The organism is Streptomyces sp. NPDC048018 (genome assembly GCF_043202995.1).
GTDB lineage: Bacteria > Actinomycetota > Actinomycetes > Streptomycetales > Streptomycetaceae > Streptomyces.
The window spans coordinates 241,585-266,597 of the sequence record NZ_JBIDBK010000007.1 but is presented as its reverse complement, the minus strand read 5'-3'; the positions used below and the strand labels follow the sequence as shown (position 1 = coordinate 266,597).

Genomic DNA, 25,013 nt, shown 5'->3' with positions numbered 1-25,013 from the left:
CCATGGTCCCGAAGATCCACAAGCGCGGGAAGCGCACCATCGGCCTCCTCTACTACCTGTATGGGCCGGGCAAGGCCGAGGAACACGTCGACCCGCACCTCGTGGCGTCCTGGGACCATGCCGCCCCCGACCCCGGCCGCGACGCGGAGGCCACGTACAAGCAGCTCCAGCAGCTCCTCGACCAGCCCCTCGCCCTCCTCAGCGACGACCAGCGGGCGAAGCCGCACGTGTGGCACCTGTCCGTGCGCAACGGCCCCACCGACCGGATCCTCACGGACACGGAGTGGGGCGACATCGCCCGACGCATGGTCGCCGCCGCCGGCATCGACGACCCCGACCAAGGCGCGGGCTGCCGCTGGGTCGCCGTCCGACACGCCGACGACCACATCCACATCCTCGCCACCCTCGCCCGCGAGGACGGCTACCGGCCCGACCTCGACCGCGACGCCGTCCGCGTCCAGGCCGAGGCCCGTCGCCTAGAGCAGGAACTCGGACTGCGCCGGCTCAAGCCCGGCGACGGCACCGCCGCCCAGCGCCCCACCAGCGCCGAGCGCCACAAGGCCGAGCGCCAGGGCCGCGAGCGGACCGCCCGCGAAGAGCTGCGCGAGACCGTGCGGCGGGCCGTGGCCGGCGCGGTCAGCGAGGAGGAGTTCTTCGGCCGCCTGGCCGCAGCCGGCCTTCTGGTGAAGACACGCGTCGCCCCGTCGGGCGACCTCCTGGGCTACAAGGTCGCCTTGCCCGACGACCGCAACAAGGACGGCGAGCCCGTGTACTACCCCGGCGCCCGCCTCGCTCCCGACCTCAGCCTGCCCCGCATCCGCGAGCGTTGGTCCGCGGACACCGTCTCTCAGAGCGGCGGCGCGGTCCAGCCCCTGCGCCCTGCGGCCCCGGCCACTGCGCGACGCAGAACTGCGGCGGTCGCCTGGCAGTCGCTCCTGATCGTCGAGCATGGTGAGGACGGCCTCGCTGCCGCACACATCGCCGCCGCCGGCGAGGTCCTCGACGCGCTCGCGAAGACCTCCGCCGCCCACACCCGGCGCGACCTCCAAGAGGCAGCCTGGGCGTTCGAGCGCGCCTCCCGCTCGCATGTCCGCGCCGTACGAGGTAACGACCGTGCCTTGCGGCAGGCCGCCCGCGATCTCGTTCGTGGTGGGTCGGCCCTTGGTCGCGGCGAGGACAGCGCGAGCACCGCCATGGCGATCGACATGCTGTTCTTCCTGATCACCGCCGCCGCGCATTGGCACGCGAGGAAAGGCCACGCGCAGCAGGCCGAGGCCGCCGAGCAGGCCGCCGAGCACCTTCGGTCCGCCTACCGGGCCGCTGCCCTCCACCCACTCGCCGTGCTCCATCAACGCGGTCGGCGCCTCTCTCGGCCTCTGCTGCAGCGGCAGACCGCCATCCTTCGCGCGGCGGTCCCCCACCTCGCCGAGCAGGTCCTCGCCGAGGAGGGCTGGTACGCCCTGGCAGCCACGCTTGCCGACGCCGAGGCCGCCGGCCACGAGCTAGCCGTCCTGCTCGCCGACGCCGCCGGCCGTCGCGAGCTGGGCACCGCAGAGTCGATCAGCGACGTCCTCGTCTGGCGCCTGCGCCGTACGGCAGGCCTGCCCTCCGACGCAGCTGAAGCATCCTCCGCCGATCCCGCATCTTGGGCCTCCCCGGCAGGCAGGTTCCCCAGGTCGGATCGCGGACGACACGTGCGTGGGTAACTCGATGCCGAACCCGCTTGGTGCCGCCCGGCCTCGGGGCTCTACATGCTGGCCGGGACCAAGGTGGTGACCAGGTGCCCGGCCTCAAGGTAGTGGTATAGGTCGAGGCCGCTGTCGATCATGGTGAGGGCGGCATGGTGCCGGGCGGCGGGGATGGCGGCAATCTGGTTACCGTCGCGGTTGACCCTGATGGTCTCTGGCTTCTTGCCTGGGTGGGTCAGGGTAACCGGCCCGTCTCCGGGGGCCGGGTCTACCCAGGCGAGAGGCATCGTCACGGGACGTCCTCGCAGCAGTTCGTTGAGCGGATTAGCTGGCTTGCTCACGTAGTCGAGGAGGTCCTCAACCTCGTACGCGTTGGCCTTGTATGCGTTGACCCATCCGTCGATCTGCTGGTCGGCGACCCAGGTGCGGAGCTGGCCGGAGCCAACGCCTGCCTCCACCGCCGCGCGACCGATCTGGTGGGCCAGGCGGCGGGAGGTAATGCCGGAGGTCAGTAGCGTGATGGCCTGCTCGGTGTCGACTCCGTGCCGGATGTGCCAGGCCGTTTGTGCGAACAGGCGGGGCGTGGTGGGTGTCAGCAGAGGGTGGGTGTTCACGAGGTTGATCAGGGCTCCGGCTGTCCAGCTGATCGCGTGTTCGAATGCCTGCTTGATGCTCTGGACTGTTAGCTCCAGCATCTGGGGATGGGACGGGACGCTGTCGGGCATCCAGGCGCGGGCCAGTTCCGGGATGGAGGTGCCGGAGATCCAGTCCTGGACCGCGTCGTCGATCGGCACGTCGAAAGTGAGGCTCTTGCTCTGCTCGTTGGTGAGTTTCCATTTCCCCCGGGCCTCGGGCGTGAGCAGAAGGTTCTTGAAGGCGCCCTGCTCGGCAAGGAAGGCCAAGGTCTGCTCCAGCGACCACTCGGGCGGCCCGAAGAAGACGCTGATCTCATCCGGGGTGTCCTCGGGGACGGCGTGGGCGACGAGTTGTTCCGCGAGGCGTCGAGCGAGCTGGTCGAGGAAGCGGGCGGATCCGATGCTGGTTCCGGTGCTGGCCCACCGGCGAGCCGAGACGGGGTCGGTGGCGTCGTAGACCGCGGTGACCTTCTCCGCGAGCGCCATCCAGCGGGCCGGGACCGAAGGGTCGTCGGCCTGTTCCATCGCAAGCAGCGACCGCACCGGGTCCAGCCGGTCGCCGGGCGCGTGGAGGGTCTCGGCGTGGGTCTGCAGGACGAGCCACACGAACGCAGTGAAGTCGGCCGCGACGGTTCCCATCACGCCGAACAGGCCATCGAGCGAGTTCTGTAGCTGCAGCTCGGCATGGGCCAGTGACCGCAGGGCGTCTTCGCTGAACAGTTCGGAGGTGACGGTGAGCCGCTCGCTGTCGGGGGTGAGCGTCTCAAACTCCGCGGCCTGAGGCGGATAGGGGCGGGTGAGGATGACCCACCCTTCGCTCTCGCGCCCGGCCCTGCCAGCCCGGCCGATGGCGTTAAGCAGTTTCGCGGGACTGAGACCTTGCTGGTTCCCGCGTGTCGGATCACCCTCGACCGTGTGATTGATGATGACGGTGCGCACCGGGAGGTTGACGCCGTCGGTGAGGGTGGTGGTGCTGGCGATGGCCAGCAGGTCTCCGTCACGAAGTCCTTGTTCGACGGCGTGGAGGACGTCGTCGGGCAGGTCGGCGTGGTGGAAGGCGACGCCGTGGCGGGTGCAGTCGACCAGGGGGTGGTGCTCGCCGAGGGTCTCGGCCAGGAACTCGGTGAGCGCCGCAGCCTGGGGGCGGACGTCCAGGTGCTCGGCCATGGCGCGCGCGGCGTTCCTGGCGATGACTTTGCTGGCGACGACCATCAAGACGCTGCCGGCCCGGGTCAGGGCGGCGGCGCCGGCGGCGAACACCTCGTAGTCGGCGATGCCGCCGGTGAGCTTGGTGGCAGCCTTCCACCGCCAGGAGTCGGGAGAGGCGTACGCTCTGGTGCCGACACGGGGGAAGGTCAGGCCAAAGATACCACCGGCGGCGGTCGGCCGGACGTCGAGCCGGGGAGCCACCGGCACAGTGGACCGGGTGGTGGACGGTTGCTTCTTGCTCGGCTTGCGCGGGGTGCGCTCGGCCTCGCTCTTGAGCAGCTGCGGGTACATGAGGCCGTGCAGCCGACGAGGACCGCGCCAGTCGTCGGTGAAATACACCTCCTCCGCCGGCCGCTCCGGATCCAGCCACGACGCCAGCGCACCCCGGTTGCCGACAGCGGCGGACAGCAGCACCAGCCTGATGTCGGAGCGGGTCCGCAGAAGGGCGAGCAGGCTCTCCAACACGAACCCGCGCCGGCCCTGGGCTAGGTGGTGGGCCTCGTCGACGACGATGAGGCTGACCTCGTTCAGCGCTGTGCCCGGGTCGTTGCGGATCATGTGCATGAGCCGCTCTGGGGTCACGATGTCCACGTCCCCAACGAGGGAACCGCTGCCGTCGGCGAGCGGGAAGTCCGGCTGCTCGGCGACCAGCTTGCGCTCCAGCAGCCGCAGCCGGCCCCGCAGCGCGGCCCGCATCTCCCGGCCCAGGCTGCGCATCGGCGACACGTAGACCACGCGGCCGGGCCGCTGCGCCAAGTGGGAACAGATCACCAGCTGGGCCATCAACGTTTTGCCCGCGCTGGTGGGCACGCTGATCAGGCTCCGGCCGGTGGCGGGGTCGACCGGGTTGCCCCGCTCCAGGTTCAGCAACTGGCGCTGCGGGCGCCACAGGGTCATCACCGGCGGATCGGACATCGCGAAGGTCCGGGCAACCGCATCCGGAGTTCCCTCCGGGAGCAGCGAGTACAAACTACTGGCGGCCATCTCGCCGCTCAGGCCGAGGAGGTGGGCCGCGACCCACCGGGCCGACGGATCACTGCGGCCAGCCCGGCCGTCGAGCACGCTGCCCAGCAGATCCTGTGCGTCCTGCAGGCGGTCCGGATCGCCGAACGAGAGGAACAGGCGCAAGAGGTGGACCGCTTCGACGACGGCTTCGGCAGGTCCGTACATCGTGCCGGCGAGAGGATCGCCGTCCATCAGCTCACGGAGCTCCGCAAACTGCCGACGCCACGCGGACAGGACCCGGTTCAGATCAGGCCGGTCGAATGCCAGGAACACGACACCGGCCTCCAGGGCCAAAGTGTCGATGTGCGCCGTGAGCGAGGAAGTGAAGTTCACCAGGTTCTTGACCTGACGGTAGACGGCGGTGGCGTTGGGCTCTTGCTCGCACCGGCGGTACCCGGCCTGGGCGGCGAAGGCGATCCTCAGCTGCTCGGTCGGGGAATGTCGCTCGTCGGCCAGCGCCAGATCCATCACGTGCGCGCTGACAGCGAGGGCCTGCCGGGTCCGCATCGGGTCGAACCCAGGAGTCTCGGGCTCGACCGCGGCCAGTCCGTGCAGGAGCCACGCCGTCGCCAGCACATCGTCCGGAATCGCACGGTCCCTGCCGAAGGCGGCGATCTCCAGTTGGGTGATGGCCGCCAGCAGGTCCTGCGCCGAGGGCAACACCCCGCCGGGGCGGTGTTCGCCGAGGGCCGTCGCGAGTACAGCCGGATCTAGAGTGCGGTCCACACGTACTTCCTCACCTGATGGGCGAAGCCCTCCAGATCGTCGATCGCCACCACCAGGCCCTGCAGCGCGCCGGGGTGCTTGTGGGTAGTGAAGTGCTCGCGCGCGAGGTGGAAGGCCTTCTTCGGGATCGCCGTGGCATTCAGTGCGACGCTGACGCCGGCGCCGACCGACTCCTCCTCATCGACCCACTGCTCAGCCAGACTGCCCACGAACTCCCGGGTGTCGTCAGCGAGCAGTTTGTCGCCCCAGGAGAGCATTCCCAGGTAGGTCGCCCCCTTGGTGCTGAGCTGCGTCCAGCCCTTGTAGATTGCCCCGTCCGGCCGGTTCGTCTTCCCGGTGTACTTCTTCATCTCCCACAGACGAAAGGAGAAGCCCCGGGCCGTTCCGTCTTCCCGGTAGACGATGAGTCCGTCGCCACCTCCGTCATTGACGGCGGCCTTCGGCGGTCCGAGGATCTCCACGGCGCGCACTGGATCCTCGGGCAGGTCGCGGGTCAGGAGGTACCAAAGCCATTCGCCCACGTACCCGGCCAACCCGTGGTTGCCTTCCTTCCTCGCGGCTGCCGCTTCGAAGACGGGCTTCGCGAAGTGCTCCACCAGGACGTGATCCTTCCCGGTCAGCTTCACCCCGTTCAAGGTGGCCTCATGCCATTTCCCGTAGCTCCGGGGACGTCCGCCGGTGCGTTCCCGCATGATCTCGTCGGCGATGATCCACGCGGCGGCAGCCCGGTCCTCGGGGCTTCCGCTGAGGGTCACAACGAGTTCCCAGCGGCACTCCTGGTCGTCTCCTCGGGGCTCCCGTCGTACCAGGTCGGCCACCCGCCCACCGACGGCCGTTGCTCGGGCCTGCGCCTGCGCGGGGGAAATATCCGCCACCCGAACCCCCTGCTCGTTCCAGACCACCCGCGCCGTACCGGTTGGGTACAGGGGGCCGAGGCGGCCCTCGGCAAGGTCACCCTATCGAGCGGTCCGTGCCAGATCTGGAGGTAGCCCAGAACGAGGAGAGGGGACCACCCTTCCCGGCGGTCCCCTCTGTTTGGCTATCAGGCAGGCTGCCTCTCAGGAACGTGGGCGCAACTCGGCGGGCCGAGGTCCTTCCTCTTCGAGCTCAGGCGCGGCGTCTTCTGCCAGTAGGCGCCGCAGTCGGCGCTGCACTGCAGCGAGACACCGAAGTTTGGTGCGTGAAGCCCAGATCCGAACACGCCGCGAAAGCCAACGAGCCTGTATGCCGTACCACCAGATGGCAACGGGCAGCAGCAGGCAGAGGAACAACCAGAACATCCACGGAGACTCTGTCACGTTCAACCTCACGAAGGGATTGGCGCCCCCGCGCGAAGCTATGCGGCGAGGACGAACTTACTCGGGGCGGGCTTCAGGCCCGTCCCCGGAGCGCGAGGTACCCGTGGCGCAGCCAGTCGCAGGAGACCGCACGGCGAAGACTCGGTCAGTGGAACCGTGAGGGGGTGTACGACGTGCTTGACGGAGCCGTCGAGGCGATGCTGAACGATGTCCAGCAACAGCGTCGAGAGAGCGCCGGCAGCATCCGCGAGGCGCGCAAGTTCGGTGCTCGTTGGCGTGCGTCCGGCACCGCTGATTTCATCGAGCCGCAGGGACAACTGCTCCATCGCCTTGACCGCGATGGTCGCCGACTTACCTGAGCCCGCCGTGTGCCATGTGATGTGCTCCAGTGCTGCGAGCCTCTGCTGCCCATCGAGCAGCAGCAACGGGTCGGCAGCAAGTGGTGCGGGCTCAAGAGCGTGGAGAGCCCACGAAGTAGCGCACGGGAATCCAGCTGCCTCTTCCGCTGTGCGGAGAAGTCGGCGCGTCAGCTCCTCGCCCGGAAGGCTGGAGGACGATCGGGTCTTCGCCTGAAAGAGCCAGATCTTCTGCAGATGCTTGAGCTGCGACTCGGCCCTGAGCAGGAGCCCATCGATCTTCGGTTCGTCGAAGCCGGCCGTCAGCATGTTGGTCGACACAACGATATCGAGCTGCGGCTCGATATCCGTAACCGGATGGGTGTCAAAGCCCTTGGGCTGGAGCATCCGGAGCGCCATTTCCCATGCCGAAAGCCAGGGGGACTGGTCCCCTCGCTCGCCCGCAGGTTGGTCGCTCACACCGGGAAGGTTACGGCATCTATCCTCCGCCGCCTCTTCCTTCACCGTGAAAGCGCCTGGCAAGCACATCGTGCCGCCCATCCGCAGGGACGACACATCCCGGGCCTGCATGAGGTGTCCGGCTGTACTGAGCTGACGCCCCGCAGCCTCTTCGGCTGGTGGAACCCAGCGGGTCCTCCCCAGGTGTAGAGCAACCTGGCCGCCACCCGGAGCACGCGCGTCGCTCGGCTTCGGCAACGTGACATTGGCAAATCCCAGAGTTGAAGGGGTCTGGCCGTTCGAGACACGATCCCCGTCCGACGGCAGCCGTAGGAGGGGAAGACATGTTCGGACGCAGGCGTGTGGCCCGTCAGCAGCGAGGAGCCTGGACATGGGCTGAAGCCATGAGCGCTACGCACGTCGAGCCCCCGCTCGAATCCCCCGCCGTGGTGCGCCAGGAGGTGAAGGGCCTGATGATGACGCACCCCCATCCCCTGGTCGTCGACGGTGACGTCCGGGCCTGCAGGACGTGCGGCTCCTACCGCGACTGGGTCGTGGTCAGCCTCCGTGACGAGGTGTGGCTGCGCTGCCCCGCCGGCCACGAGCAGCACGAGCCCCGCCTCGACACCGCGTGGTACGACCGGCACAGCGGGCCGGTCACCCACCGGCACAACACCTACGACGACGGCCTGCGAGACCTCGGGCACTAGCTCGTCCTCGCCCCGCCGAACCGCCGGAGGAGAGCCCGTTTCGGGCCCGGCACTGTCAGACCATCCGACCACCGAAGGATCTCCGTGCACCGTCGCGCCTCCGCCGTTCTGTCCCTTGCCGCTCTTGTCGCCCTCACCGCTTCGGGCTGCGCGAAGGGCAGCGCCTCCCCTGCTCCTTCCGATTCCGCGCCGGCCGCCCCGGGCAAGTCGACTGCTGCGGCAAAGCCCGCAGAGGCCCCGCTCTCCTCGGCCGCGCTCTCCGAGCGGCTGCTGGACGAGTCCGACCTCGGCCAGGGCTACACCCGTCAGGCGAAGACCGACAGCAGCCACCGCGACGATGTCACCGTCATCGGCTGCCCCGCGCTGGAGAAGCTCGGCGGCGACGGCGCCGCCGGCAGTGACCTGGACTTCCCCAACAGCGCGGAGGCCGCGTTCTCCTACATCCGCGGCTCCGGTTCCGAGGTGACCGAGGAGCTGTACAGCGACACCGTCTCCAAGCTGGCTCCGGGCACCAGGACCGTGTTCGAGGCGATGACCGGCTGCCCGGTGTACCAGGTCGTCGTGGGCGACGCCCCGATCGCCATCACGACGCAGAAGCTCCCGGCGCCCGCCCTCGGCGACGAAGCCTGGAGCCAGCTCCTCACCTTCACCGCAGGTGGTCGCGACACCGTGATGAAGCAGACCGCCGTACGCGCCGGTTCCGTCCTCATCGTCGTGTCCGGCTCTCCCGCCCTCGTCGACACGCACCTGACCCGTGCGGTCAACAAGGCCCGAGGCTGAACGAGCACACACGACGACGGCCCCTGGGCTCCGCATCGGAGTCCAGGGGCCGTCTTCGTTGCTCGTCGAGCAGCGCCCGCGGTTGTCAAGGGCAGGTGTGGCGACGGCGCTCGTCGTCCGTGATCACCTTCGCGGTGGCGGTATAGGTCCATCCGCACACGCGGGTCGCGTCCCATCGGGCCCGGCCGGCGCACTGCGGAGTGCGCGGCCGGCCGCTTGTGGACACCAGGTGCCGGGCAGGACCGGCGGCCGGGCAGACCTTACCGTCCGGGTGGTGGGCGGTGAGGCGGGGAAGAGGGCATGGCAGGGGAACCTCCTCGGAGAACAGAATGCCGACCCGGGGGGGTAGGTCAGGGTGCGGGCGTCACGAAGAGACGGCCGGCGGCGCTCTCGGGCGGGTTGCGGCGCAGCACCGGAGTGGGCGCGGCAAGCGACGCGGCGAAGGCCGAGACCAAATCGTGGGGGACGCTGGCGCTGAAGACTGCGGTCCACTGGTAGGGGTCACCGATTACGGGCTCGGCCCACGCCTGCCACCCGGACAGGCCGGGTCGCGGGTCGCCGTCGCTGATCATCTCGGGAAGCTCGGCCCAGGCGAATCCCGCCGACATGCCGGGATCCCAGGCGCGAGTATCGGGGGTGTCGATGTCCCGGGCCCAGCCCTGCGCGCACAGGGCATCGAGGACGCGACCGTAGTCGTCGTAGTTGACGGCCGGGTCGGTACGGGCATCGGTGGCCAGGAGGAAGTCGGCGATGGCCTCGGGGGGTGTGCCGGCGGTGAAGCAGGCGGTCCACTCCATCGCGGCGCTGGCCGGGTGCATGCGCGCGGAGACGTGCCAGGCGACCTGGAGGTCGCCGAGGAGGAAGTCGTGGGAGCCGCGCACCCACTCGGCCCCGGCGAGTCCTCGGGGGCTCAGGTACAGCAGGGTGGAGCGGGCAGTCGTCCAAGTCGACCAGCTGGCCTCCACGAGGACCTCGGCCACTCGGTCGGCGAGTTCGTCGTCGTCGCCGGCCAGATGGCGCGGTCGCACCCAGTAGGCGGGGCGGGAGGGATAGAGGGGGTGGTGCGAGTTCAGGGGCGCCTCCAGGCAGTAGGTGCGGTTGGTTACTGCGCGGCGATGTCGGAGCGCGCGCGGCGGGGCGCTTCGTTGGGCTCGTGCCAGCCGACGGCGACGGTGACCTCCGGCGGGACGGGGCCCTGCTGCTCGCCGTTCTCCGTCACGTAGACCGTCATGCGGCCGAGCGTGTCCTTCACCGCGATCACGTCGGCGATGCCGTGCTGGAACGGAAAGAAGGGATTGATGGCGAGGCGCACCGGAGTGTCGGGGTCGAATGCGGACAGCCGGTCGATGAGATCGCGGGCGGTGAGAGGGGAAGACAACAGCAGCTCCTGTCAGGTGGGGGATGGGGTGCCGGGGCACAGGCGGGCGGCGGGCACGGACGTGGCCAGCACGCTCCTGACGGCCGCAACGACGACGGCCGCAGGGGTCTCTTTGTGGAAGGAGACGCAGTAGCCGGGTACATCCGCAGTGCCAGTGACCGCGAGTTTCCAGCCCTCTGCGTCGGTGCCGGGCCGGCCGTCGGGGAACCAGCCGAGGTAGAACTGGCCATCCCGCGAGTTGATGTGCACATCGGCCCGGTCGTCGATGACGACCTTGAAGTCGGCGTCGGTGAACAGGTCGATGACGTTCATCGGCTGTCCCCGGCCGAGCAGCCACGTCCGCAGCCGCAGGTCTGCGACGGTGGTGGAGAAGCCCGGCCTCGCAGCATCGACGGTCATGGGCAATCACCTCTCTGACCTGGTGCTTTCGGGAAGGGGTCCACGTTGACATCCCTTGCCGCTTGTCCACCAGTCCTTCCGCGTTCCTTCCTGTCTGCCTCGGGCGAACTGGTGTCCTTCGACAGCGAAGTGAGTCGTGGGTAGACCGCTGACCTGTGCGGACTGAGCTGGATGTCAACGAGCCTGCTCGCGATGACGCCATTCGGGATCGTCCGCCCCTGTTAGTGGCGGAGCCCGGAACCCGCAGGAAGGCGGCCAAGAGACACCTCGCTGTCAGTGGCCGTACCTAGGGTTCTTGTGTGACCGAGCACCCTGAATCCACACTGCAGCATCTGAATACCGAGATCTTGGGGGCCTACGGCTGGCCGCCTTTCGGCGGTATGTTCGACCTGATCGAGGAGTGGCCAGCCAGAATCCCCACCAAGATCGGCGTCTATGTCTTCCTGGCCGGCGGTGATAAGCCCATCACTTATCCGGTTGGCGAGTCCTCGATCGTCTACTTCGGCAAGGCAGAGCAGCAGCGTGGAGTGCGGGGCCGGGTCAGCCAGCATCGAGGCAGGATCAAAAACGGTCCTCACGAACGCTGGGCTGGGCATCCGGCGCACGAGTGGCTGATGGCTCGAGGCGGCTTCTGCGCGTATTCGCTGGCTCCCGACCGCGATCCGGCTCACCCACTGAGCCACAGCGCCTCATGGGTGGAGCGCGAGCTGGTCAGGGCTTTTCAGCGTCTGCACCGTACACGTCCTGTGGGCAATGGAACCGCTGCGTGAAGCCAGCTGAGGACGAGGCGGGCGCGCCACCTGCGCCTGCCGGTCCCGCCCAGCGGAACAAGCGAGCGCATGCACAGAGGGGTGGTTCGACATCCCTGGCCTCGGAAGCCCAGTGACCTCTCGGTACAACAGCCGGCGCACCTGGAGAAAGGACGCGTGAAAGTCGGAATGTCGGTGATCAAGGGCACGCCCAAGTGCGCATGCTGCGGAGGAAGGAACGAGCGCAGATTCGTCTCCAGCGGAGACGAAACCGTGTGGACGTACGTATGCGACAGCACCAAGTGCAACGAAGATCAGAAGGAGATTGCCAGGAGGGCGGCGAGGCACGGCATCACGTACGACAGGTACGCGGAGATCCACCTGAGTCAAGGCGGTCGGTGCCCGGTATGCGGACAACACCTCGGGAAGTTCGACAAGGACGTTGTGATCGACCACGATCACTCGTGCTGCCCCGGGAAGACGTCGCGCGGTGACTGCGTGAGAGGCATCCTTCATCGGCGGTGCAACTCTGTGATCGGGTACCTCGGCGATGACCCGGACAAGTTCGAACGGATAGCCGAGTACCTCCGGGGCTACTGAGGCGTGAGCGGCCGTCAGAGCACCTCGGTCCTACACCTTTGAAGACGGAACGACTGGGTTCGCTGTCAATCGCCTCGATTGGCTGACAAAGAACCCTGTCCGACCGCGACTTCGTCTACGTATAGGCCGACGGGATCCACCCGAAGGTGAGGCTCGGCCAAGCGCACTCGTGCGTGCTGGTCCTCCTCGGCGTCCGCCTGGACGGCACCGGTCGTGACGGTTCTCGCGTTAGCGGTCAGGGCTGGGGCCGGGGTCTAGATCTCCGTCCAGGAGGGCCTGGATGATCCTCGCGGTGCGGGCCTGCATCTCGGGCCCGTGGCCGGCGAGGTTGTGGTCGAGCACGGGCTGGGGCATTTCGAGTACCTGCTTCAACTCTCCGATGAGAGAGGGCCAGGGCATGAGCGAGTCAGTCAGGTCCTCGACGTTGCCAGCCCAGTCGGCTCGGCGCGCTCCGATGGCGAAGGCGAGCAGAAGGACGGCGAAGAGGGGCTCGCTGTCGAGAACGGCGAATACGCCGAGACCTGCAAGGTTCTCTTTTCCGGTCTGGGCGGCGACGGCGCGGGCGACGACGGGGAGCTGGAGGAAGAGCAGCGTGGCCACTGAGCGGGCTTCCTCCCATTCGGCGTCGGTGGCTTCGGCGAGCGCTTCGGTCATCCGCGGCAGGGACACGACGTCGGCAGCATCGACGAGGAGGCTCGCCGGACCGGTCAGCCAGGGCTCGGCCCCTTCCACCCGCTGCCGTCTGCCCGGCGAGACGCCGAGGACCTTCTCGATCGTCTCCGCCTCGTCTTCCGTCACGTCCGGCCGTGTGCCGAGGGCGAAGATCTGGAGCATGTGCGCGACGGCGGCTGCCCGGTCGCTGGCCGGGACGCGGATCGGGCGGGGCAGGGCGTTCTTGCCGCGCATCGCGGCCATGGAGGCGGCGACGGCGCCCACGACCGCGTCCTGGTCGTCGACCGGGTCGAGGCCCTGGCGGGATGCCTCGGTATGAAGGAGCTGCTCCAGCGCGTGCGACAGGTCGTCCATCACGATGGTCGCGGAGGTACGGACGGCGTCGAGGTCAAGGGGGAAGCGCTCGACCCACAGCACGACGCGCAGCACGTCCACGTCCACCGTGCGCTCGCGCCAGCGCAGGAGCCGGACCAGCTGGTGGTCACTGCCCGGCGGGTAGACCCAGACCGGGCGGCGCCCATCGTTGCCGACGCGGACGGGACGCGGCATCAGGCCGTTGCTGCGGAAGCCCTCCAGCTTCCTCTCGGTCATCGTGCTGAAGCCAGCGGAGGCGGCGGCGCGAAGGAGATCGTCGCGCTGCAGGACACGGGGTTGGACTGCCATGCCGGGCAGCGTAGGGGCGCCACGGCACGCCGGGCGAGCCGAGTACTCCCGCCCTGGGCCGCTCTAACTTGCAAATGGGCCTACCTCCATTGTCACCAGCGGGTTTGCGCTGCTTCTGTGAGTGCGCGGCGCCAACTCGGGCGCTGCTCCTCACTCTCGAAAGGACTGCCCATGTCCAGGAATCAGGTAGCGGCCGTGACCGGAATGATCGTGCGCTCCCTTACGAAGCGGTGGGCTGACGCGAATGGCCTCAGCAGGGAGCGGGGCCTGCTGCTCGCGTGGGCGGCCGGCGCCCTCGCCTCGGTGGCCGTCATGCGCGTCTGACGGTAGCCGAGCGCATCGGGAACAGTCTCCGCAGACGTGCCGAAGGCCCCGGGAACCATGGTGGTTCCCGGGGCCTTCGGGCCGGGGTGGCTGTGGACTACTGAGTGCGCTTGCTGGTGCCGGGGCTCGCACCTCGGCGTTTGACCGTTCCCGCGGGTCAGCCGGCGGTCGGGGTCTCCGCCTCGTCCTCCGTCTTCTTCCGTCGTGCCGCGATCAGGGCTCCGCCGCCGACCGCGATCAGCAGGCCGCCGGCCGCGAGGAGCCAGGTGTTGGAGTCGGCCCCGGTGTGCGCGAGGGAGCCCTTGGAGGGCGGGGTGCTCGCGGTGTTCGTCGGGGGCACCGGTGCGGTGGAGGTGGACTGGCTCGGGGTCGGGGTGGTCGGCCGGGGCGTCGCAGGAGTGGTGGGCGGGGTGCTCGGGGTGACCGGCGGCGTGGTCGGCGGGGTCGTCGGAGTGACCGGCGGCGTCGTCGGCGGAGGCGTCGTGGGCGGGGTGGTGGGCGGGGTGGTGTTCTTCTTGGTGTTGGTGAAGGTGGCGGTGGTCTTCTCGGCGGGCTTGGCGGTGATCTTGACCGGGGTGGTGTCGAGCTCGTAGCCGGTGGGGGCCTTGGTCTCGGTGCCGGTGTAGGCGGTGCCCTTGCGGGAGGAGACGGGGAGCTTGGTGGTGGCGGTGCCGTCCTTGCCGGTGGTCAGGGTGATCGCCTTGCCCGTTCCGGTGGCGGGAGTGATGTTGATGACGGCGCCCGCCAGGGGCTTGCCCGTCTTCTTGTCGGTCTTCTTCACCAGCAGCTCGGCGGGCTTGAAGGCGTCGATGATCGTGAGCTTCGCGGTGTGCTCGGGGGTGACGATGACGTCCTGGTCGGGGGCCAGGTCGTGAAGGGGGCTGCCGGAGTCGGTCTCCTTAAGGCGGTAGGTGCCGGGGTGGACGTTCTCGAAGCGCAGAACGCCGTCCGTGCTGGTCTTACCGGTCAGGGCCTTGGTGCCGTTGAGGGTGTCGAGGAGGGAGAACGCGGCGCCGGCGAGAAGGGCGCCGTCCGGGTCCTTCTTGGTGATCTCGACGGCGCCCGGCGGGATTTCGGGGGCGTTGGCGAAAGCAGTGGGGCCCAGATCAGGGAGCTGGTCGCCAGGGTGGTCGCGGCGACGGTGGCCGCGGTGCGGCGGGTGGCACGCATGAAGAAGGAGTTCTCCTCGGTCAGGTGTGGCGGTGGGCGGAGGTCAGTGGGAGCGGGCAGCCGGTGCCTGGCCGGGAGCCGGTACGGGGCGGCCGGAAGGCGGGCTGGTCCGCAGCGGTGAGGGGGTGGCCGCGTGCCGTCGGGAGGCGGCTTGGACGAGGGCGCGCTGCTTGTCCATCGGCATGCTGGCGATGCGTTCGAGGGCGCCGGCGGTGTCGGGGCCGAGGCGGCGGCCGGTGAGCTGGGTGACGGCGGCGGCTTCGGCGAGCATGCCCTGGTCCAGTGGGAGGCCGAGCATGTCCATCACGTAGTAGCGGGAGTTGCGCAGGGTCTCGGTGATGGGCCTGTCGTCGTAGGTGCCGCTCTCGGCCAGGTCGAGCACGGCCTGGGCCGCTTCGTGGAGGCGGGTGAGTACGACGGTGTCGGTCGCCCAGAACGTCTCGTGCCAGCGATCGGCCCATGAGCCGGGTGCGGCGAAGCTCCGGGGTGTGCTGAGGGCGGGGTACGAGACCTGGACGAAGTCGAGGATCGCGGTGCGCAGGCCGGTGAGGTCGGCGCCGTCCCAGGGTGGCAGGCCGCCCTGGTGCCAGTCGCGGATGACGCCGTGGCCGGCGCCGGGCCCGACTCTGGCGTCGCGGCGGGTGAACGTTCCGTGCTCGGCGAAGCGGAGGTGGACGGTGTCGAGGGTGCCGCGCTCGGCGTGGATGACGGCCAGGCGCAGGCCGTTGTACTCCCGGTCCGTGATCGTGCGGGCGAACTCGATGCGCAGGCGGATCGGTGAGTCGGTCGGGGTGGCGTAATAGACGTCGCCGACGACTGTGCCGAAGGGAAGTGGAAGGTCGAGCCTGTCGAAGAACTCCTTGGCGTGCAGGGACACGAGACTCCTTCGGTCAGCGACGGGCCGAGCGGCCGACGGGCGGTGTGGCGGTCGCCGGCAGCCGGGTGGTGGTGCTCCAGCGCGGGACGCTGTGTGTGGTGATCGCCGGAGCGCGGTGGCGGGCGCGCTGGATGTCGAGCGGGGTGGGGGCCGGCGGTTTCGGCGGGGTGAGCGGGGTGAGCTGCGCCATCTCGGCGAGTTCGGGGGCGAGCTGGTCGCGATAGCGCAGGACCGGTGTCGGGTCGAGCAGGGCCTTCGCGGTGGCCGCAATCAGGTGGGCGGGTGTGCGGGAGGTGAAACGTGCTTCGGCTCGGTGCCATCCGGACGGTCCGGCCCACAGCAGGACCGTTTCCGCGTCGGGGTCTGCGCTGCCGACGTCGATGGACACCCCCGCGGTGCCGTCGGGGGCCGTGACCTCGACGAAGGGGCCATGGGCGCGGCTGCTGCGTCCGGGGGCGCCGAGAGTGACCGATCCCGGAAGCCGCCGGGTCGTCCAGCCCGCGTCGAGCAGCGGTTGTACCCGCGTTGCCCAGTACGGGGAGGGGGCTTCGGTGAAGGGGTCCTGGTCCTTGCGTGCTTCCCAGTCGTGTTCGAGCGCGGTGGTGAAGGCGGCGACGATCTCGGCGGGAAAGGCATCGTTGAAGGTCGCCGACCAACGGGTCGGGGACGAGGCGTCCTCGCTGGCGGAGATCTTGTAGACGTCGAAGTCGTCGCCGTACCAGCCGATGCGGATGCGCTGATCGGGTGAGGTGATGAGCATCTGGCAGGGGCCGTCCTCCAGGTGGAGGGTGGGCCAGTGCCGTACGGGGACGAAGGCGGCGTCGCCGCACCAGTCGGGTCCCGCGAGGTAGCGCGGGGAGACGTAGACGTCTCCTTCCGGGGTGTACGTCACGCGGTGCCTTCCGTCTGAGCGGCGGGCTGGACGGTGAGGGTGATGTGCTGTGCGGTCTCGGCGAGGCGCTGCTCGACCTTGGCGGCGTCGTAGCCGGTGACGACGTAGAGGCCGGCGCGGGCGACGTCGACGTCGCCCTCCGGGGGCAGGACGATCTGGTCGCCGATGGCGCCGATCCACTGGACGAGGTCAAGCCACCGGGCGTGGTCGGCGAAGCCCTGGTCGATGGAGCAGTGGGTGAGGGTGCCGGAGGTCTCCGGGTAGAGCAGGGTGACGCCGGCGGCGCGCGGGCGCGTGTGTTCCAGGCGGGGGGTTGTGCCGCAGGCGAGGTCGGCGGCGATGCGGGGCAGGTCGAGGCCGGTGGCGAGGCGGACGAGGTGGCCGATGAGGTCACCGCCGATCCGGCCGTTGACCTCGATGATCCGCGGTCCGGCCGTGGTGAGGCGCATCTCGACGTGCTGGATGCCGTGGTCGAGGCCGAGGGCGCGGATCGCGGCGGCGGCGATCGGGGCGACCTCGTCGAGCAGCGGGTCGGTGGCGTCGACGGTGTGGCCGACCTCTTCGAAGTACGGCTCGAAGCCGAGCTTCTTGCGGGTGACGGCGACCGCGTGGGTGTGGCCGTTCTGGGTGACGCACTCGACGCTGATCTCCGGGCCGTCGAGGTACTCCTCCACCAGGACGTCGGTGTTCTGGCCTCCGGCCAGGGCGGCGCCGGCGGCGGCGAAGTCGAAGGCGCGGGCCAGGTCCTCGCTGTTGTCGACCCGGATGACGCCGACGCTTCCGGCCTGCCCGGCGGGCTTGAGGACGACGGGGTATCCGATGTCCTCGGCCAGGATGGTGGCCTCCAGCAGGTCGCGGACGCGGCCGGAGCGCGCCGAGGGGACCTGGTGGGTGGCCAGGAGCCGGCGGGTGGTGTGCTTGTTGCGGCAGTTCTCCATCACGGCTGGCGGGTTCGTGCGCAGGCCGAGGTGCTGGGCGAGCTGGGCGGTGTGGACGAGCAGGTTCTCGTTCCACGTCAGGACGCCCGCGATGGTGCGCCGGGCGGTGATCGCCTTGCCGGCGGCGAAGAGCTGGTCGAGGTGGTAGGGGTCGGCGAGTTCGTGGTCGACGACGTGGCCGGCCTCCCAGGTGAGCGGCTGCGGGGTGATGACGGCGACGTCGTAGCCGGCGGCGACCTGCTTGAGGCAGTAGCCGCGGTACACCTCGTCGCCGGGGTCGACGACGAGGACCGTGGGGCGGCCGGTGGTCTGCTGCAGGGCGGTCGGGGCGACGGTCACGGGGAGGTGGTCCTTGTCTTCACAGGTGTTCGGGTGGCGGCGGGTGACGGCGTCGAGAAGGCTCCGCATGTCGGTGGCGAGTCCGCCCGGAGCGAGCAGGTGGCCGGCGAGCCGGTTCGCTTCGGCGGGAGTCAGGGTGGTGAGGCGGTCTGTGAGACCGCGGACGAGGGAGGCGGCGGCAAGGGCCTGGTCGGCGCTGAACCGCGACAGGGGCGGGGCGGTCATGGCGAAGTGGCTTCTCCGGGCTGGGTGGTTCGGGTGTGCAGGGCGGGCTCGCGGTGCAGGCGCCAGAACGCAGCGGTGAGACCGGCGGCCTGGAGGCCGGCGCAGGCGGTCAGCACGTGGCTGAGCGCGGTTGCGGGGGTGAGGGCGACGATGAGACCTGCGAGCGGGAAGGGCAGGAGCATCACGAGGATCGTGACGGCGAGGGTGGCGCCGAAGACGGGCTCGGGGATGAGGCGGGAGCGCAGGGTGCGCAGGACGACGGTCATGCCTCCTTCGCCGGCCATGAGGACGGCGGTCAGGACGAGGAAGTGGGTGTAGTCGCCGGCCTGGGAGACGGCGAGCCCGGCTAGGGCGGCGACGGCGGCGCTGGCCGCGCCAGCGGGCCACAGGCCGAGTCGGTCGATCGCGAAGCGGCACAGCGCGACGGCGAGCAGGGACGCTGCGGCGGCTGCGGACCAGATCACGCCGACCGCCGCGCTGGACTGGCCCAGGTGCTGCACGACGATGACCGGGGCCGCGGCCTGCAGGACGCCGGTCGCCATGTTGGAGACGGTCAGACCGGTGATGAGCCAGGCCAGTGCCGGCAGGGAGACGAGGGTCTTCCAGCCGGTGCGCAGTCCGGCGAGGGCGGGCGCCGGCGGCGGGACGAGCCGCGGCTCACGGTGCCAGGGGGCGAGCAGGGCCCCGAGCAGGGAACAGGCCGCCATCGTCAGCAGCGTCCCGGTGACGCCGACTGCGTGCAGGAGGAATCCGGCGAGCGCGGGCCCGGCGAGAGTGGCGGTCTGGTCGATGCCCAGGAGGACTGACTGCACCCGGTGGGCACGGTCGCCGGCGTCCTTGCTGGCGGCAGCGCCGGCGGTCTCGGCGGCGATGTAGGAGAACTCGGTGACGACTCCGGTGATCGCGGCGAGCGCCATCACCGTGATGGTGGCCCCCGTACCGCCGGCCTGCGCGGGCAGGATGAAGGCGGCGGCGGCGACCACCAGGGCACGCAGGACCGACGCGATGCGGAAGACCCGCTTGGTGCCGTGCCGGTCCACCATCTGCCCGGCGAGGGAAAAAGCGGCCAGGCGGGGCACCCATTCGAGGGCGAAGGCGATGCCGGTGAGGGTGGCGGACTGGGTGGTGGCCAGCACGATCAGCGGGATGCCGTACGTGGACATCGCGAAGGCGGCGGCGTCGGCCGTACGGGGAAGGTAGATCCGCCGCAGCAGGGACAACTGAGGCGGCAGAGCGTGCCGGGGGCCGGCGATCACGAAGTCGGTCATGTGCTTTCGTCGGGGATCAGAAGCGGCGCACCCGCCACGAACGGGTGGAAGGAAGAGCGGCTACCGTCCGCCGCGACGGGGCGGCGGCAGCCGGGAAGGGGTCGGGGGCGGCTTGGGCGCGTCACACAGGTCGGCGTAGGTGTTGGTCGCGAGCCGCAAGCGCTGAATGCCTTCGCCTCGGCGGGCGACGAGCGAGTCGATCTCACTGCCGAGGGACTGCAGCAGGCCGTCCGTGGAGCCGTGCCGATAGCGGTCGCGCCCCCGGGTCACGGACTGGAGCTGGCTGATGGCCATGTCCGCCCGCTGAAGCAGCCTCTGCTGTACTTCGTCGACGTTCGCGGCGGTCTCGCGGATCAGGTCGGCAAGGATGGCGAGAGCGGTGCCGGGTGGGTGGGGTGCGAGGACGAGACCGCGGGCGGCAAGGGCGTCGCGGGCGGTCTTCGTGCCCAGAGCGACCACCGGTCGCGGCTCGGCGGCCTCGCTCACCGGCGCACGCCTCCCGCCGCCGACGCCTTGGCCGGGCGGGCGACCGGCGGGTGGGAGAACAGGTCGCCGGACCTCCACGCGGGCACCGCCGAGGTGGTCGCCAGCACAGCGTCCGCGGCCTTGACCGAGGAGCTGGCCTGGGTGGGTATGGCCGCGTCCCGCGCCGGCGCGGGACGGGCGGCGGGCCGACCGGTGGCCCAGGCGGTGAGCGCCTGGTAGGCGATATTCAGGCCCCGGCCGGCGGCGGTGAGCGTGAACTTCCCGTCCCGGTCACGCCCCACGAGGCCCTTGTCCGAAAGTCGCTTGAGCGGGTGGTAGATGGCCGTGGGGTGGGCGTCGGGAAGAACGGAGGCGGCGAGGGCGGCGGCGAGGGCGGCGCCGCGGTCGCGAAGCGCCCACAGGATCGCGGTGGCGTGCCGGGGGGAGATCAAGGCAAGGGCGTCCTCGATCTCTTCCGCCTTGGCCACCGGACGGGTCGTCGTCTCCTTGGTGACGGGGTTCTTCACGGTGGGCCGCTCCAGGTGCTTGGTCCCCCACTCGGCGAAGTGGTCGAGCACGGGCAGCAGCGCGGCACCCCGGTCGGTGAGCGCGTAGACGACGTGGCGGCGGCTGTGCTCGGTGCGCCGCACCAGGCCCGCGGCCTGCAGATCGCGGATCTTCGGGTGGAGCTGGCCATCGTGCATCCACGGCATCCGGGCCTTGAGGTCGAAGTAGCGGGCGGGTTCCGTCAGGCTCATCAGCGCCCAGGCGTTCCACCTCGGCGAGATCGCCTCCAGGGCCTGGACCACCAGGTCGAGGTTGCTGGGGGCGGGGTCGGGCAGGCCGGATGCGGGCATGGGAGTACTCCTGAGGCGTGGTGGTGGGGTGTTCAGCGGGTGCGCGCGGTGGCTGCGGCCAGGGCCGGTGTCTGGGCGACGGGCGTGGCGGCGGGGGCCGGGGCGCGGTGGAGGCTCTGCATCACGGCGGTGGCGAAGCGGGCCTGGGTGTCGCGGGTGGCGGCCGATTCGGCGATCCGGCGGCTGCAGTCGAGGAGATGACCGGCTGTGGCGGGGCCGATGTCACGGTCTGGGGCGGCGAGCTGGAGAAGCCGCTCGCGCTGGAACTCGATGTTCTTCTCGGCCAGTTCGATGCCAGCCAGCGCGTCGAGGAGAGTGGCCAGCATGTTCGGCCGTTCGGTGCTGGAGATGGCGGCAAGCTCGGCCCGGGACCTGCCGTAAAGCGATTCAAGACGCTCGGCAAGCTGGTCGGTTACGGGGTGGGGCAATCAGCGTCCCTTCGCCCGGGCCGTCGTCTGCTCCGCCGGTACGGCTCGTGCGCTGACCATGGGCTGGGGGAACGTGACCGCGGGCTGGTACTCGGGCGGGGGTTCGAAGCGCAGGACCTTGTCGAGGGCCGTCAGGTAGCCGCGGCGGGCCTGGAGCGCGGCCTCCATCCACTCGGCGTCCATTCGCAGGTCGTCCTCGGACAGCTCGTCCATCGGCCGGTCTGGGGCGCTGCGCTCGTGGACACGGTCGCGGACCCAGACCACGTGATCCTCGGTCACGGCCAGAAATGCGCGCAGCTCCAGGGCTTCGCGCAGGTGCCGGGTGGGGTGAGGAGCTGCGAGCAGCTGGTCGAGCGGGGCTCCGAAGACCTCGGCGAAGCGTTCGTCCTGGCTACTGGGCTTGATGGAGGTGCTCATCGGCGGGTCCTCACGGATACGGGGGCGGCCTGCGGGACCGGGGTGGTCGTCAGGACGGGTCCGGTCCGGCGGGCGGCGCGGCTGGTGGCCGGCCGCTCGGGCAGCGGGTAGTCCTCCAAGAGGTGGCGCACGGTCAGCGCCCGGCCGTCGCGGATGGTCAGCGCGGTGTCGACGCGCTGCGCGAGCGCCATGACCTGGTCGTCCAGTTCACCGGACGGGGCCGACTGCAGGGCGTCGACCAGCTCGTCCTCGGCGGAGGTGAGCAGGCGCTGGGCCTCTTCGAGGTCCTCGTACCAGCGGACGACCGCGGTGGGCAGGAACGAAGCTCCTCGGGCGGCGGCCACGGTCTCGCGCAGCTCGCCGAGGGGGACGCCGAAGCGTTCCTCGATCTGGCGGGCGACGGCGTGCAGGACGTCGTCGTCTTCGTCGGACACGGGCAGACTCCTCTCCTTGAAGCGGACAGGCGGGAAGGTCCGGAAGCGGTCGCTCCGGGCGGGTGATGTCTAGGATCCGGAGAATCGCCGGTTCACCTAACCGGGAAATCTCTGCTACCTTCCGCCGCTCGCGCCGAGCGGTCACCGCGTCCGCCCCGAAGTTGGCGCCGGGTCGGCGGGCTTCACTGGGAGCTGCTGGGACGCTACGGCTCGGGGCTTGGGCATCGGGGTACTGCGGTCCTCCAGCCAGGCGAGGGCGGCGTCCGCGGTGGCGAAGGCGCCCTCGCGCAGCTGGTGGGTGCAGGTGCGCAGGTCGGTGGTTTCCAGCAGCAGCCGGTAGGGCTGCGGCAGGGCACGGCCCGCGGCCTCCAGGAGGACCACGGTCTCCTGGGTCGGGTATCCCTCGCCGGAGTAACTCATCACGATCGAGAAGTGGTTGCCGTGGTCGCGGAAGCGCTGCTCCAGCGCGACCGTCGTCTCGTCGGCGGGGTCCGTTCCAACGTCGTCGGGTCTGCTGAGGGCGGGTGCCGGGCAGTGGCGCTGGATGAGCCAGGACTGAGCCAGCGCGCACAGCGGCAGCCGTGCGCTGTCGAAGGTGAAGGTCCGGGCCTGGGCGTCGCGAGTGATGTGCAGGGCGACGAGCTGCACATCACCGGGCGGGCCGTAGACGGCGGAGGCGTCGTGGAGGATGAAGAAGCTCTGTCGGCCGTCGGGGGTGTGGTGCTGGGCCAAGACGTTCAGCTCAGTGTCGTGGAGGGCGATGCGGTCATCGAACTGGGCCGCCGCCAGCGGGGAAGCGGGCTGATAGCCCTCCAGGCGAAAGACGGGCTCGTATTCGGAAGAGGGCAAGAGGCTCCTGGGATTCGGAGGGTTCAGCGGGTGTGGGCGGCGTCGGGCCAGGCGCCGGGGCGGGGCGCGGGGCGGCTCGCGACATGGCCGGAGGGCCGGGTGGTGAGGGCGGCGCGGCCGGCGTCGGTGAGGGTGACCGGCTGTCCGGCGTGCAGCGGGTGGGTGGTGTCGCGCTGGACGAGCCCGGTCGTCTCCAGCCGGGCGAAGTCGTGCTGGGCGATCCTGGTGCCGGAGGCGGTCACGACGGAGAGCCGCTGGGTCAGGAGGTGTTCGCGGAGTTTGGCGCCCTGGCTGATCGCCAGGAGCATGGCGATGTCACGGGCTTTCAGGTCGGCGTGTCCAGCCGGGCTCCGGGCGGCGGTCGCTTCGACGGGATCGAGGACGTCGGACAGGTCCGTTTCACGGGCGCCTCGGATACGGACGGCCTCCTTGAGCTGCTCGACCGTGCGGTCGATGCGCGGGAAGAGCACCGGATCCAGGGGGTACTCGCCGCTCGCCAGGCGCTGGAGGAGAACCCGGTAGAAGGTCACGGACTGCTCGGCCTCGACCAGTGCCCGGTGGGCGGCGGCGACGCTGGCGGTCTGCTCGTCGAGGAGACCGCGGTCGTGGTCGCGCCAGAGCCGGTCGACGGTGAAGCCGACGGCGAGCTCGACACGGTGGTCGAGGGAGGTCAGGGCCTTGCGGACGGGCGGCGTCGCGGGCCGGGACACGCTCGTCTCCCGCGGGCCGCGGTCACTGCCGCCGGCAGCCATGCCACCCTGCGGCGTCTTCGTCGCCGGTGCCCTCGACGGCCTCGGAGCAGTCCGGGGAGCAGCAGGCGGGGTCCTGCGCACAGGAGGGTTCCTCCTCGGCCGCGCAGCAGCAGGGGGCGGACAGCAGGATGGCGAGTTCCTGCCCGGCGGCGAGGCGGTCGACGAGGATCTCGGTGCAGGCGTGGAAGCCATCCGGCCCGTTGTCCGGGTGGGGAGCGGTCAGGGCCTCCAGCAGGCGGTGCTCCAGCTGCTGGACCTCGATGTAGCTCTCGAGCAGAGCGCGGTGATGGGGGTTCTCCGTCTCGGCGGGGAGCTCCAGGAGGTTCGAGGCGAAGTGGTCGAGGAAGTTCGGGAAGGCTGTCAACGTGCTGCTTTCGTGGTGAAGACGGTGGGCTGGGCGGGGCGGGGAAGGCCGGGCGGCGGGCCGGGCTTCGGGATCGCGCGGTAGGCGTCGATCTGGGAGGAGCGGGTGCGGGCGGCGTGGGCGCGGGCGCCGACCGGGCGGCGGGCGATGCCGAGGCGCTGGGCCGCGGTGTCGTAGACGTCGTGGTTGGCGCGGGGGCGCACGGCCACGACGTGGATCTCCATGGGGTAGGCCGAGGTCGCCGGGGCCGGCCGGAGCGCGTAGACGATCCGCCACGCGGACCGGTGGTCGACGTAGAGCTTGCGCAGTCCGGCCAGTTCGGCCGTGAGCTTGCTCCCGTGCCGGTCGGCGTTGACGACGTCCTGCAGGAGGGCGAGGGACAGGTCGCGGATGTCGCCGGGGGCCTGGAGCAGGTCGGTCAGGGCGCGCGGGTCGAAGGTGAGGCCGAAGACGGGCCGGCCCTCGGCGGTCATTCCTCCGCCTGCCCCACCTCGGCGTCGCGGGCGGCGGCGCGCACGGAGCGGCCGGGGCCGCGAAGGAGGCGGTGCGAGGGGCGCTCGGGATCGGTCTGGCAGGCCGACAGCGGCCCGCCCGCGGCCCGGATGGCGGCCATGCAGTGGGTGAGGAAGTCCCGGTGCCACACGAACGGGCCGGCCGGTCCGGCTTCGGGGTCCTTGTGCTGCAGGTAGGCCATCCACAAGGCGTGGAGCCAGGCGACGACGTCGAGGTGCTCCTGCCACTGGTCGCACCACGGGGTGGCAGTGGTGACCTCCGTCCCGTACGTGGGCATGAGGAAGTCCTCCACCCAGTCGGTGAGCAGATCCAGCTCGTTCTCGTACTCCTCGCCGTCCAGCTCCAGGATCGGCCGCGGCTCCGGCGGCATCGCCGCGGCGGGCATCGGCGGCAGGCCGAAGCCGGGAAGCGACGCCTGCCCGGGGGCGGCGGCGAGGTGATCGAGCTGGCGGGCCTGCTCGGCGGAGCGGTCGAGCAGCTTGCGGACGGTTGCCTGGATGCTGTCCAGGTCGCCTTCCGGGAGGCGCACCGGGTCGAATTCCCCGGCGGCGCCGAATTCCTCCAGAGGGTCAGGCACCAAGGAAATCTCCTCCTC

At 70.3% G+C, this 25,013-nt stretch carries 28 protein-coding genes and 1 pseudogene; 6 read left to right on the top strand and 23 right to left on the bottom strand.

Annotated elements, in window-relative coordinates; translation table 11 throughout:
* The first annotated feature begins 2 nt into the window (after positions 1 to 2).
* Positions 3 to 1,706 carry a mobilization protein gene (locus ACGF1Z_RS27080; protein ID WP_393008302.1) on the top strand — a complete coding sequence of 568 codons (1,704 nt, stop codon included), beginning with the start codon at positions 3 to 5 and terminating at the stop codon, positions 1,704 to 1,706.
* A gap of 41 nt (positions 1,707 to 1,747) precedes the next feature.
* On the opposite strand, the gene ACGF1Z_RS27075 is transcribed toward ACGF1Z_RS27080, so the two are convergent.
* The 3 genes from ACGF1Z_RS27075 to ACGF1Z_RS27065 form a co-directional block, all read right to left on the bottom strand.
* A complete protein-coding gene (locus ACGF1Z_RS27075) occupies positions 1,748 to 5,263 on the bottom strand; it encodes a DEAD/DEAH box helicase (protein WP_393008300.1) in 3,516 nt (1,171 codons plus the stop codon).
* On the bottom strand, positions 5,248 to 6,165 hold the full coding sequence (locus tag ACGF1Z_RS27070; protein WP_393008298.1) for a hypothetical protein: 918 nt from the start codon (positions 6,163 to 6,165) through the stop codon (positions 5,248 to 5,250). The genes ACGF1Z_RS27075 and ACGF1Z_RS27070 overlap by 16 nt, the downstream gene beginning before the upstream one ends.
* Positions 6,166 to 6,599: 434 nt before the next feature.
* On the bottom strand, positions 6,600 to 7,376 hold the full coding sequence (locus ACGF1Z_RS27065) for a hypothetical protein (RefSeq protein WP_393008296.1): 777 nt from the start codon (positions 7,374 to 7,376) through the stop codon (positions 6,600 to 6,602).
* A gap of 383 nt (positions 7,377 to 7,759) precedes the next feature.
* On the opposite strand from ACGF1Z_RS27065, the gene ACGF1Z_RS27060 reads away from it, so the two are divergent.
* Both ACGF1Z_RS27060 and ACGF1Z_RS27055 read left to right on the top strand, forming a co-directional pair.
* Positions 7,760 to 8,065, top strand: coding sequence for a hypothetical protein (locus ACGF1Z_RS27060; protein WP_393008294.1), 306 nt, complete (start codon positions 7,760 to 7,762; stop codon positions 8,063 to 8,065).
* Positions 8,066 to 8,149: 84 nt separating this feature from the next.
* On the top strand, positions 8,150 to 8,845 hold the full coding sequence (locus ACGF1Z_RS27055) for a hypothetical protein (protein WP_393008292.1): 696 nt from the start codon (positions 8,150 to 8,152) through the stop codon (positions 8,843 to 8,845).
* Positions 8,846 to 9,195: 350 nt separating this feature from the next.
* On the opposite strand, the gene ACGF1Z_RS27050 is transcribed toward ACGF1Z_RS27055, so the two are convergent.
* The 3 genes from ACGF1Z_RS27050 to ACGF1Z_RS27040 all read right to left on the bottom strand — a co-directional run bounded on the left by ACGF1Z_RS27050 (position 9,196) and on the right by ACGF1Z_RS27040 (position 10,622).
* On the bottom strand, positions 9,196 to 9,873 hold the full coding sequence (locus ACGF1Z_RS27050; RefSeq protein WP_393008290.1) for a DUF317 domain-containing protein: 678 nt from the start codon (positions 9,871 to 9,873) through the stop codon (positions 9,196 to 9,198).
* Between the two features lie 74 nt (positions 9,874 to 9,947).
* The gene (locus ACGF1Z_RS27045; RefSeq protein WP_393008288.1) at positions 9,948 to 10,223 is read right to left on the bottom strand and encodes a hypothetical protein; all 276 of its coding nucleotides are present in this window, start codon (positions 10,221 to 10,223) and stop codon (positions 9,948 to 9,950) included.
* A 12-nt stretch (positions 10,224 to 10,235) separates the two neighbouring features.
* Positions 10,236 to 10,622: a DUF317 domain-containing protein gene (locus ACGF1Z_RS27040; RefSeq protein ID WP_393008286.1), complete on the bottom strand. Its 387-nt coding sequence runs from the start codon at positions 10,620 to 10,622 to the stop codon at positions 10,236 to 10,238.
* Between the two features lie 299 nt (positions 10,623 to 10,921).
* Between ACGF1Z_RS27040 and ACGF1Z_RS27035 the strand changes: the two genes are divergently transcribed.
* Both ACGF1Z_RS27035 and ACGF1Z_RS27030 read left to right on the top strand, forming a co-directional pair.
* Positions 10,922 to 11,392 (top strand): hypothetical protein, encoded by a 471-nt coding sequence (locus ACGF1Z_RS27035; RefSeq protein WP_393008284.1) that lies wholly within the window; start codon positions 10,922 to 10,924, stop codon positions 11,390 to 11,392.
* A 168-nt stretch (positions 11,393 to 11,560) separates the two neighbouring features.
* Positions 11,561 to 11,971 (top strand): endonuclease domain-containing protein, encoded by a 411-nt coding sequence (locus ACGF1Z_RS27030; RefSeq protein WP_393008282.1) that lies wholly within the window; start codon positions 11,561 to 11,563, stop codon positions 11,969 to 11,971.
* Between the two features lie 228 nt (positions 11,972 to 12,199).
* On the opposite strand, the gene ACGF1Z_RS27025 is transcribed toward ACGF1Z_RS27030, so the two are convergent.
* A complete protein-coding gene (locus ACGF1Z_RS27025) occupies positions 12,200 to 13,306 on the bottom strand; it encodes a hypothetical protein (RefSeq protein ID WP_393008280.1) in 1,107 nt (368 codons plus the stop codon).
* Positions 13,307 to 13,477: 171 nt separating this feature from the next.
* On the opposite strand from ACGF1Z_RS27025, the gene ACGF1Z_RS27020 reads away from it, so the two are divergent.
* Positions 13,478 to 13,630, top strand: a complete 153-nt coding sequence (locus ACGF1Z_RS27020; RefSeq protein WP_393008278.1) for a hypothetical protein — start codon at positions 13,478 to 13,480, stop codon at positions 13,628 to 13,630.
* A gap of 157 nt (positions 13,631 to 13,787) precedes the next feature.
* Here ACGF1Z_RS27020 and ACGF1Z_RS27015 read toward each other — a convergent pair whose 3' ends face one another.
* The 16 genes and pseudogenes from ACGF1Z_RS27015 to ACGF1Z_RS26940 all read right to left on the bottom strand — a co-directional run bounded on the left by ACGF1Z_RS27015 (position 13,788) and on the right by ACGF1Z_RS26940 (position 24,995).
* Positions 13,788 to 14,411, bottom strand: a complete 624-nt coding sequence (locus ACGF1Z_RS27015) for a SpaA isopeptide-forming pilin-related protein (RefSeq protein ID WP_393008276.1) — start codon at positions 14,409 to 14,411, stop codon at positions 13,788 to 13,790.
* Between the two features lie 153 nt (positions 14,412 to 14,564).
* Positions 14,565 to 14,681 (bottom strand): annotated as a pseudogene (locus tag ACGF1Z_RS27010) (hypothetical protein); the annotation flags it as partial.
* Between the two features lie 162 nt (positions 14,682 to 14,843).
* Positions 14,844 to 15,677 carry a hypothetical protein gene (locus tag ACGF1Z_RS27005; protein ID WP_393008274.1) on the bottom strand — a complete coding sequence of 278 codons (834 nt, stop codon included), beginning with the start codon at positions 15,675 to 15,677 and terminating at the stop codon, positions 14,844 to 14,846.
* Positions 15,678 to 15,690: 13 nt separating this feature from the next.
* Positions 15,691 to 16,569: a DUF317 domain-containing protein gene (locus ACGF1Z_RS27000; protein ID WP_393008272.1), complete on the bottom strand. Its 879-nt coding sequence runs from the start codon at positions 16,567 to 16,569 to the stop codon at positions 15,691 to 15,693.
* Complete coding sequence (locus ACGF1Z_RS26995) at positions 16,566 to 18,071, bottom strand: acetyl-CoA carboxylase biotin carboxylase subunit family protein (protein ID WP_393008270.1); 1,506 nt, start codon at positions 18,069 to 18,071, stop codon at positions 16,566 to 16,568. Before ACGF1Z_RS26995 ends, ACGF1Z_RS27000 begins: the two co-directional genes overlap by 4 nt.
* On the bottom strand, positions 18,068 to 19,339 hold the full coding sequence (locus tag ACGF1Z_RS26990; protein WP_393008268.1) for an MFS transporter: 1,272 nt from the start codon (positions 19,337 to 19,339) through the stop codon (positions 18,068 to 18,070). The genes ACGF1Z_RS26995 and ACGF1Z_RS26990 overlap by 4 nt, the downstream gene beginning before the upstream one ends.
* 60 nt (positions 19,340 to 19,399) lie before the next feature.
* Complete coding sequence (locus tag ACGF1Z_RS26985; protein ID WP_393008266.1) at positions 19,400 to 19,825, bottom strand: hypothetical protein; 426 nt, start codon at positions 19,823 to 19,825, stop codon at positions 19,400 to 19,402.
* Positions 19,822 to 20,661, bottom strand: coding sequence for a winged helix-turn-helix transcriptional regulator (locus tag ACGF1Z_RS26980; protein WP_393008264.1), 840 nt, complete (start codon positions 20,659 to 20,661; stop codon positions 19,822 to 19,824). Before ACGF1Z_RS26980 ends, ACGF1Z_RS26985 begins: the two co-directional genes overlap by 4 nt.
* 32 nt (positions 20,662 to 20,693) lie before the next feature.
* Positions 20,694 to 21,089, bottom strand: a complete 396-nt coding sequence (locus ACGF1Z_RS26975; RefSeq protein WP_393008262.1) for a hypothetical protein — start codon at positions 21,087 to 21,089, stop codon at positions 20,694 to 20,696.
* Entirely contained in the window at positions 21,090 to 21,506 is a 417-nt protein-coding gene (locus ACGF1Z_RS26970; protein ID WP_393008260.1) for a hypothetical protein, read from the bottom strand.
* Positions 21,503 to 21,940 (bottom strand): hypothetical protein, encoded by a 438-nt coding sequence (locus ACGF1Z_RS26965; protein WP_393008258.1) that lies wholly within the window; start codon positions 21,938 to 21,940, stop codon positions 21,503 to 21,505. Before ACGF1Z_RS26965 ends, ACGF1Z_RS26970 begins: the two co-directional genes overlap by 4 nt.
* A gap of 141 nt (positions 21,941 to 22,081) precedes the next feature.
* On the bottom strand, positions 22,082 to 22,789 hold the full coding sequence (locus ACGF1Z_RS26960; protein WP_393008256.1) for a hypothetical protein: 708 nt from the start codon (positions 22,787 to 22,789) through the stop codon (positions 22,082 to 22,084).
* 23 nt (positions 22,790 to 22,812) lie between these two features.
* Positions 22,813 to 23,499, bottom strand: a complete 687-nt coding sequence (locus ACGF1Z_RS26955) for a hypothetical protein (RefSeq protein ID WP_393008254.1) — start codon at positions 23,497 to 23,499, stop codon at positions 22,813 to 22,815.
* Positions 23,500 to 23,521: 22 nt separating this feature from the next.
* Positions 23,522 to 23,905 carry a hypothetical protein gene (locus ACGF1Z_RS26950; RefSeq protein ID WP_393008252.1) on the bottom strand — a complete coding sequence of 128 codons (384 nt, stop codon included), beginning with the start codon at positions 23,903 to 23,905 and terminating at the stop codon, positions 23,522 to 23,524.
* Positions 23,902 to 24,378: a hypothetical protein gene (locus ACGF1Z_RS26945; RefSeq protein ID WP_393008250.1), complete on the bottom strand. Its 477-nt coding sequence runs from the start codon at positions 24,376 to 24,378 to the stop codon at positions 23,902 to 23,904. The genes ACGF1Z_RS26950 and ACGF1Z_RS26945 overlap by 4 nt, the downstream gene beginning before the upstream one ends.
* Complete coding sequence (locus ACGF1Z_RS26940) at positions 24,375 to 24,995, bottom strand: DUF4913 domain-containing protein (RefSeq protein WP_393008248.1); 621 nt, start codon at positions 24,993 to 24,995, stop codon at positions 24,375 to 24,377. The genes ACGF1Z_RS26945 and ACGF1Z_RS26940 overlap by 4 nt, the downstream gene beginning before the upstream one ends.
* Positions 24,996 to 25,013: the final 18 nt, after the last annotated feature.

Coding starts and splice junctions, on each gene's coding strand:
- ACGF1Z_RS27080 (WP_393008302.1), top strand. CDS start 3: ATGGTCCCGAAGATCCACAAGCGCGGGAAGCGCACCATCGGCCTCCTC.
- ACGF1Z_RS27060 (WP_393008294.1), top strand. CDS start 7,760: ATGAGCGCTACGCACGTCGAGCCCCCGCTCGAATCCCCCGCCGTGGTG.
- ACGF1Z_RS27040 (WP_393008286.1), bottom strand. CDS start 10,622: ATGACCGTCGATGCTGCGAGGCCGGGCTTCTCCACCACCGTCGCAGAC.
- ACGF1Z_RS27030 (WP_393008282.1), top strand. CDS start 11,561: ATGTCGGTGATCAAGGGCACGCCCAAGTGCGCATGCTGCGGAGGAAGG.
- ACGF1Z_RS27025 (WP_393008280.1), bottom strand. CDS start 13,306: ATGGCAGTCCAACCCCGTGTCCTGCAGCGCGACGATCTCCTTCGCGCC.
- ACGF1Z_RS27020 (WP_393008278.1), top strand. CDS start 13,478: ATGTCCAGGAATCAGGTAGCGGCCGTGACCGGAATGATCGTGCGCTCC.
- ACGF1Z_RS26995 (WP_393008270.1), bottom strand. CDS start 18,071: ATGACCGCCCCGCCCCTGTCGCGGTTCAGCGCCGACCAGGCCCTTGCC.
- ACGF1Z_RS26990 (WP_393008268.1), bottom strand. CDS start 19,339: ATGACCGACTTCGTGATCGCCGGCCCCCGGCACGCTCTGCCGCCTCAG.
- ACGF1Z_RS26980 (WP_393008264.1), bottom strand. CDS start 20,661: ATGCCCGCATCCGGCCTGCCCGACCCCGCCCCCAGCAACCTCGACCTG.
- ACGF1Z_RS26970 (WP_393008260.1), bottom strand. CDS start 21,506: ATGAGCACCTCCATCAAGCCCAGTAGCCAGGACGAACGCTTCGCCGAG.
- ACGF1Z_RS26945 (WP_393008250.1), bottom strand. CDS start 24,378: ATGACCGCCGAGGGCCGGCCCGTCTTCGGCCTCACCTTCGACCCGCGC.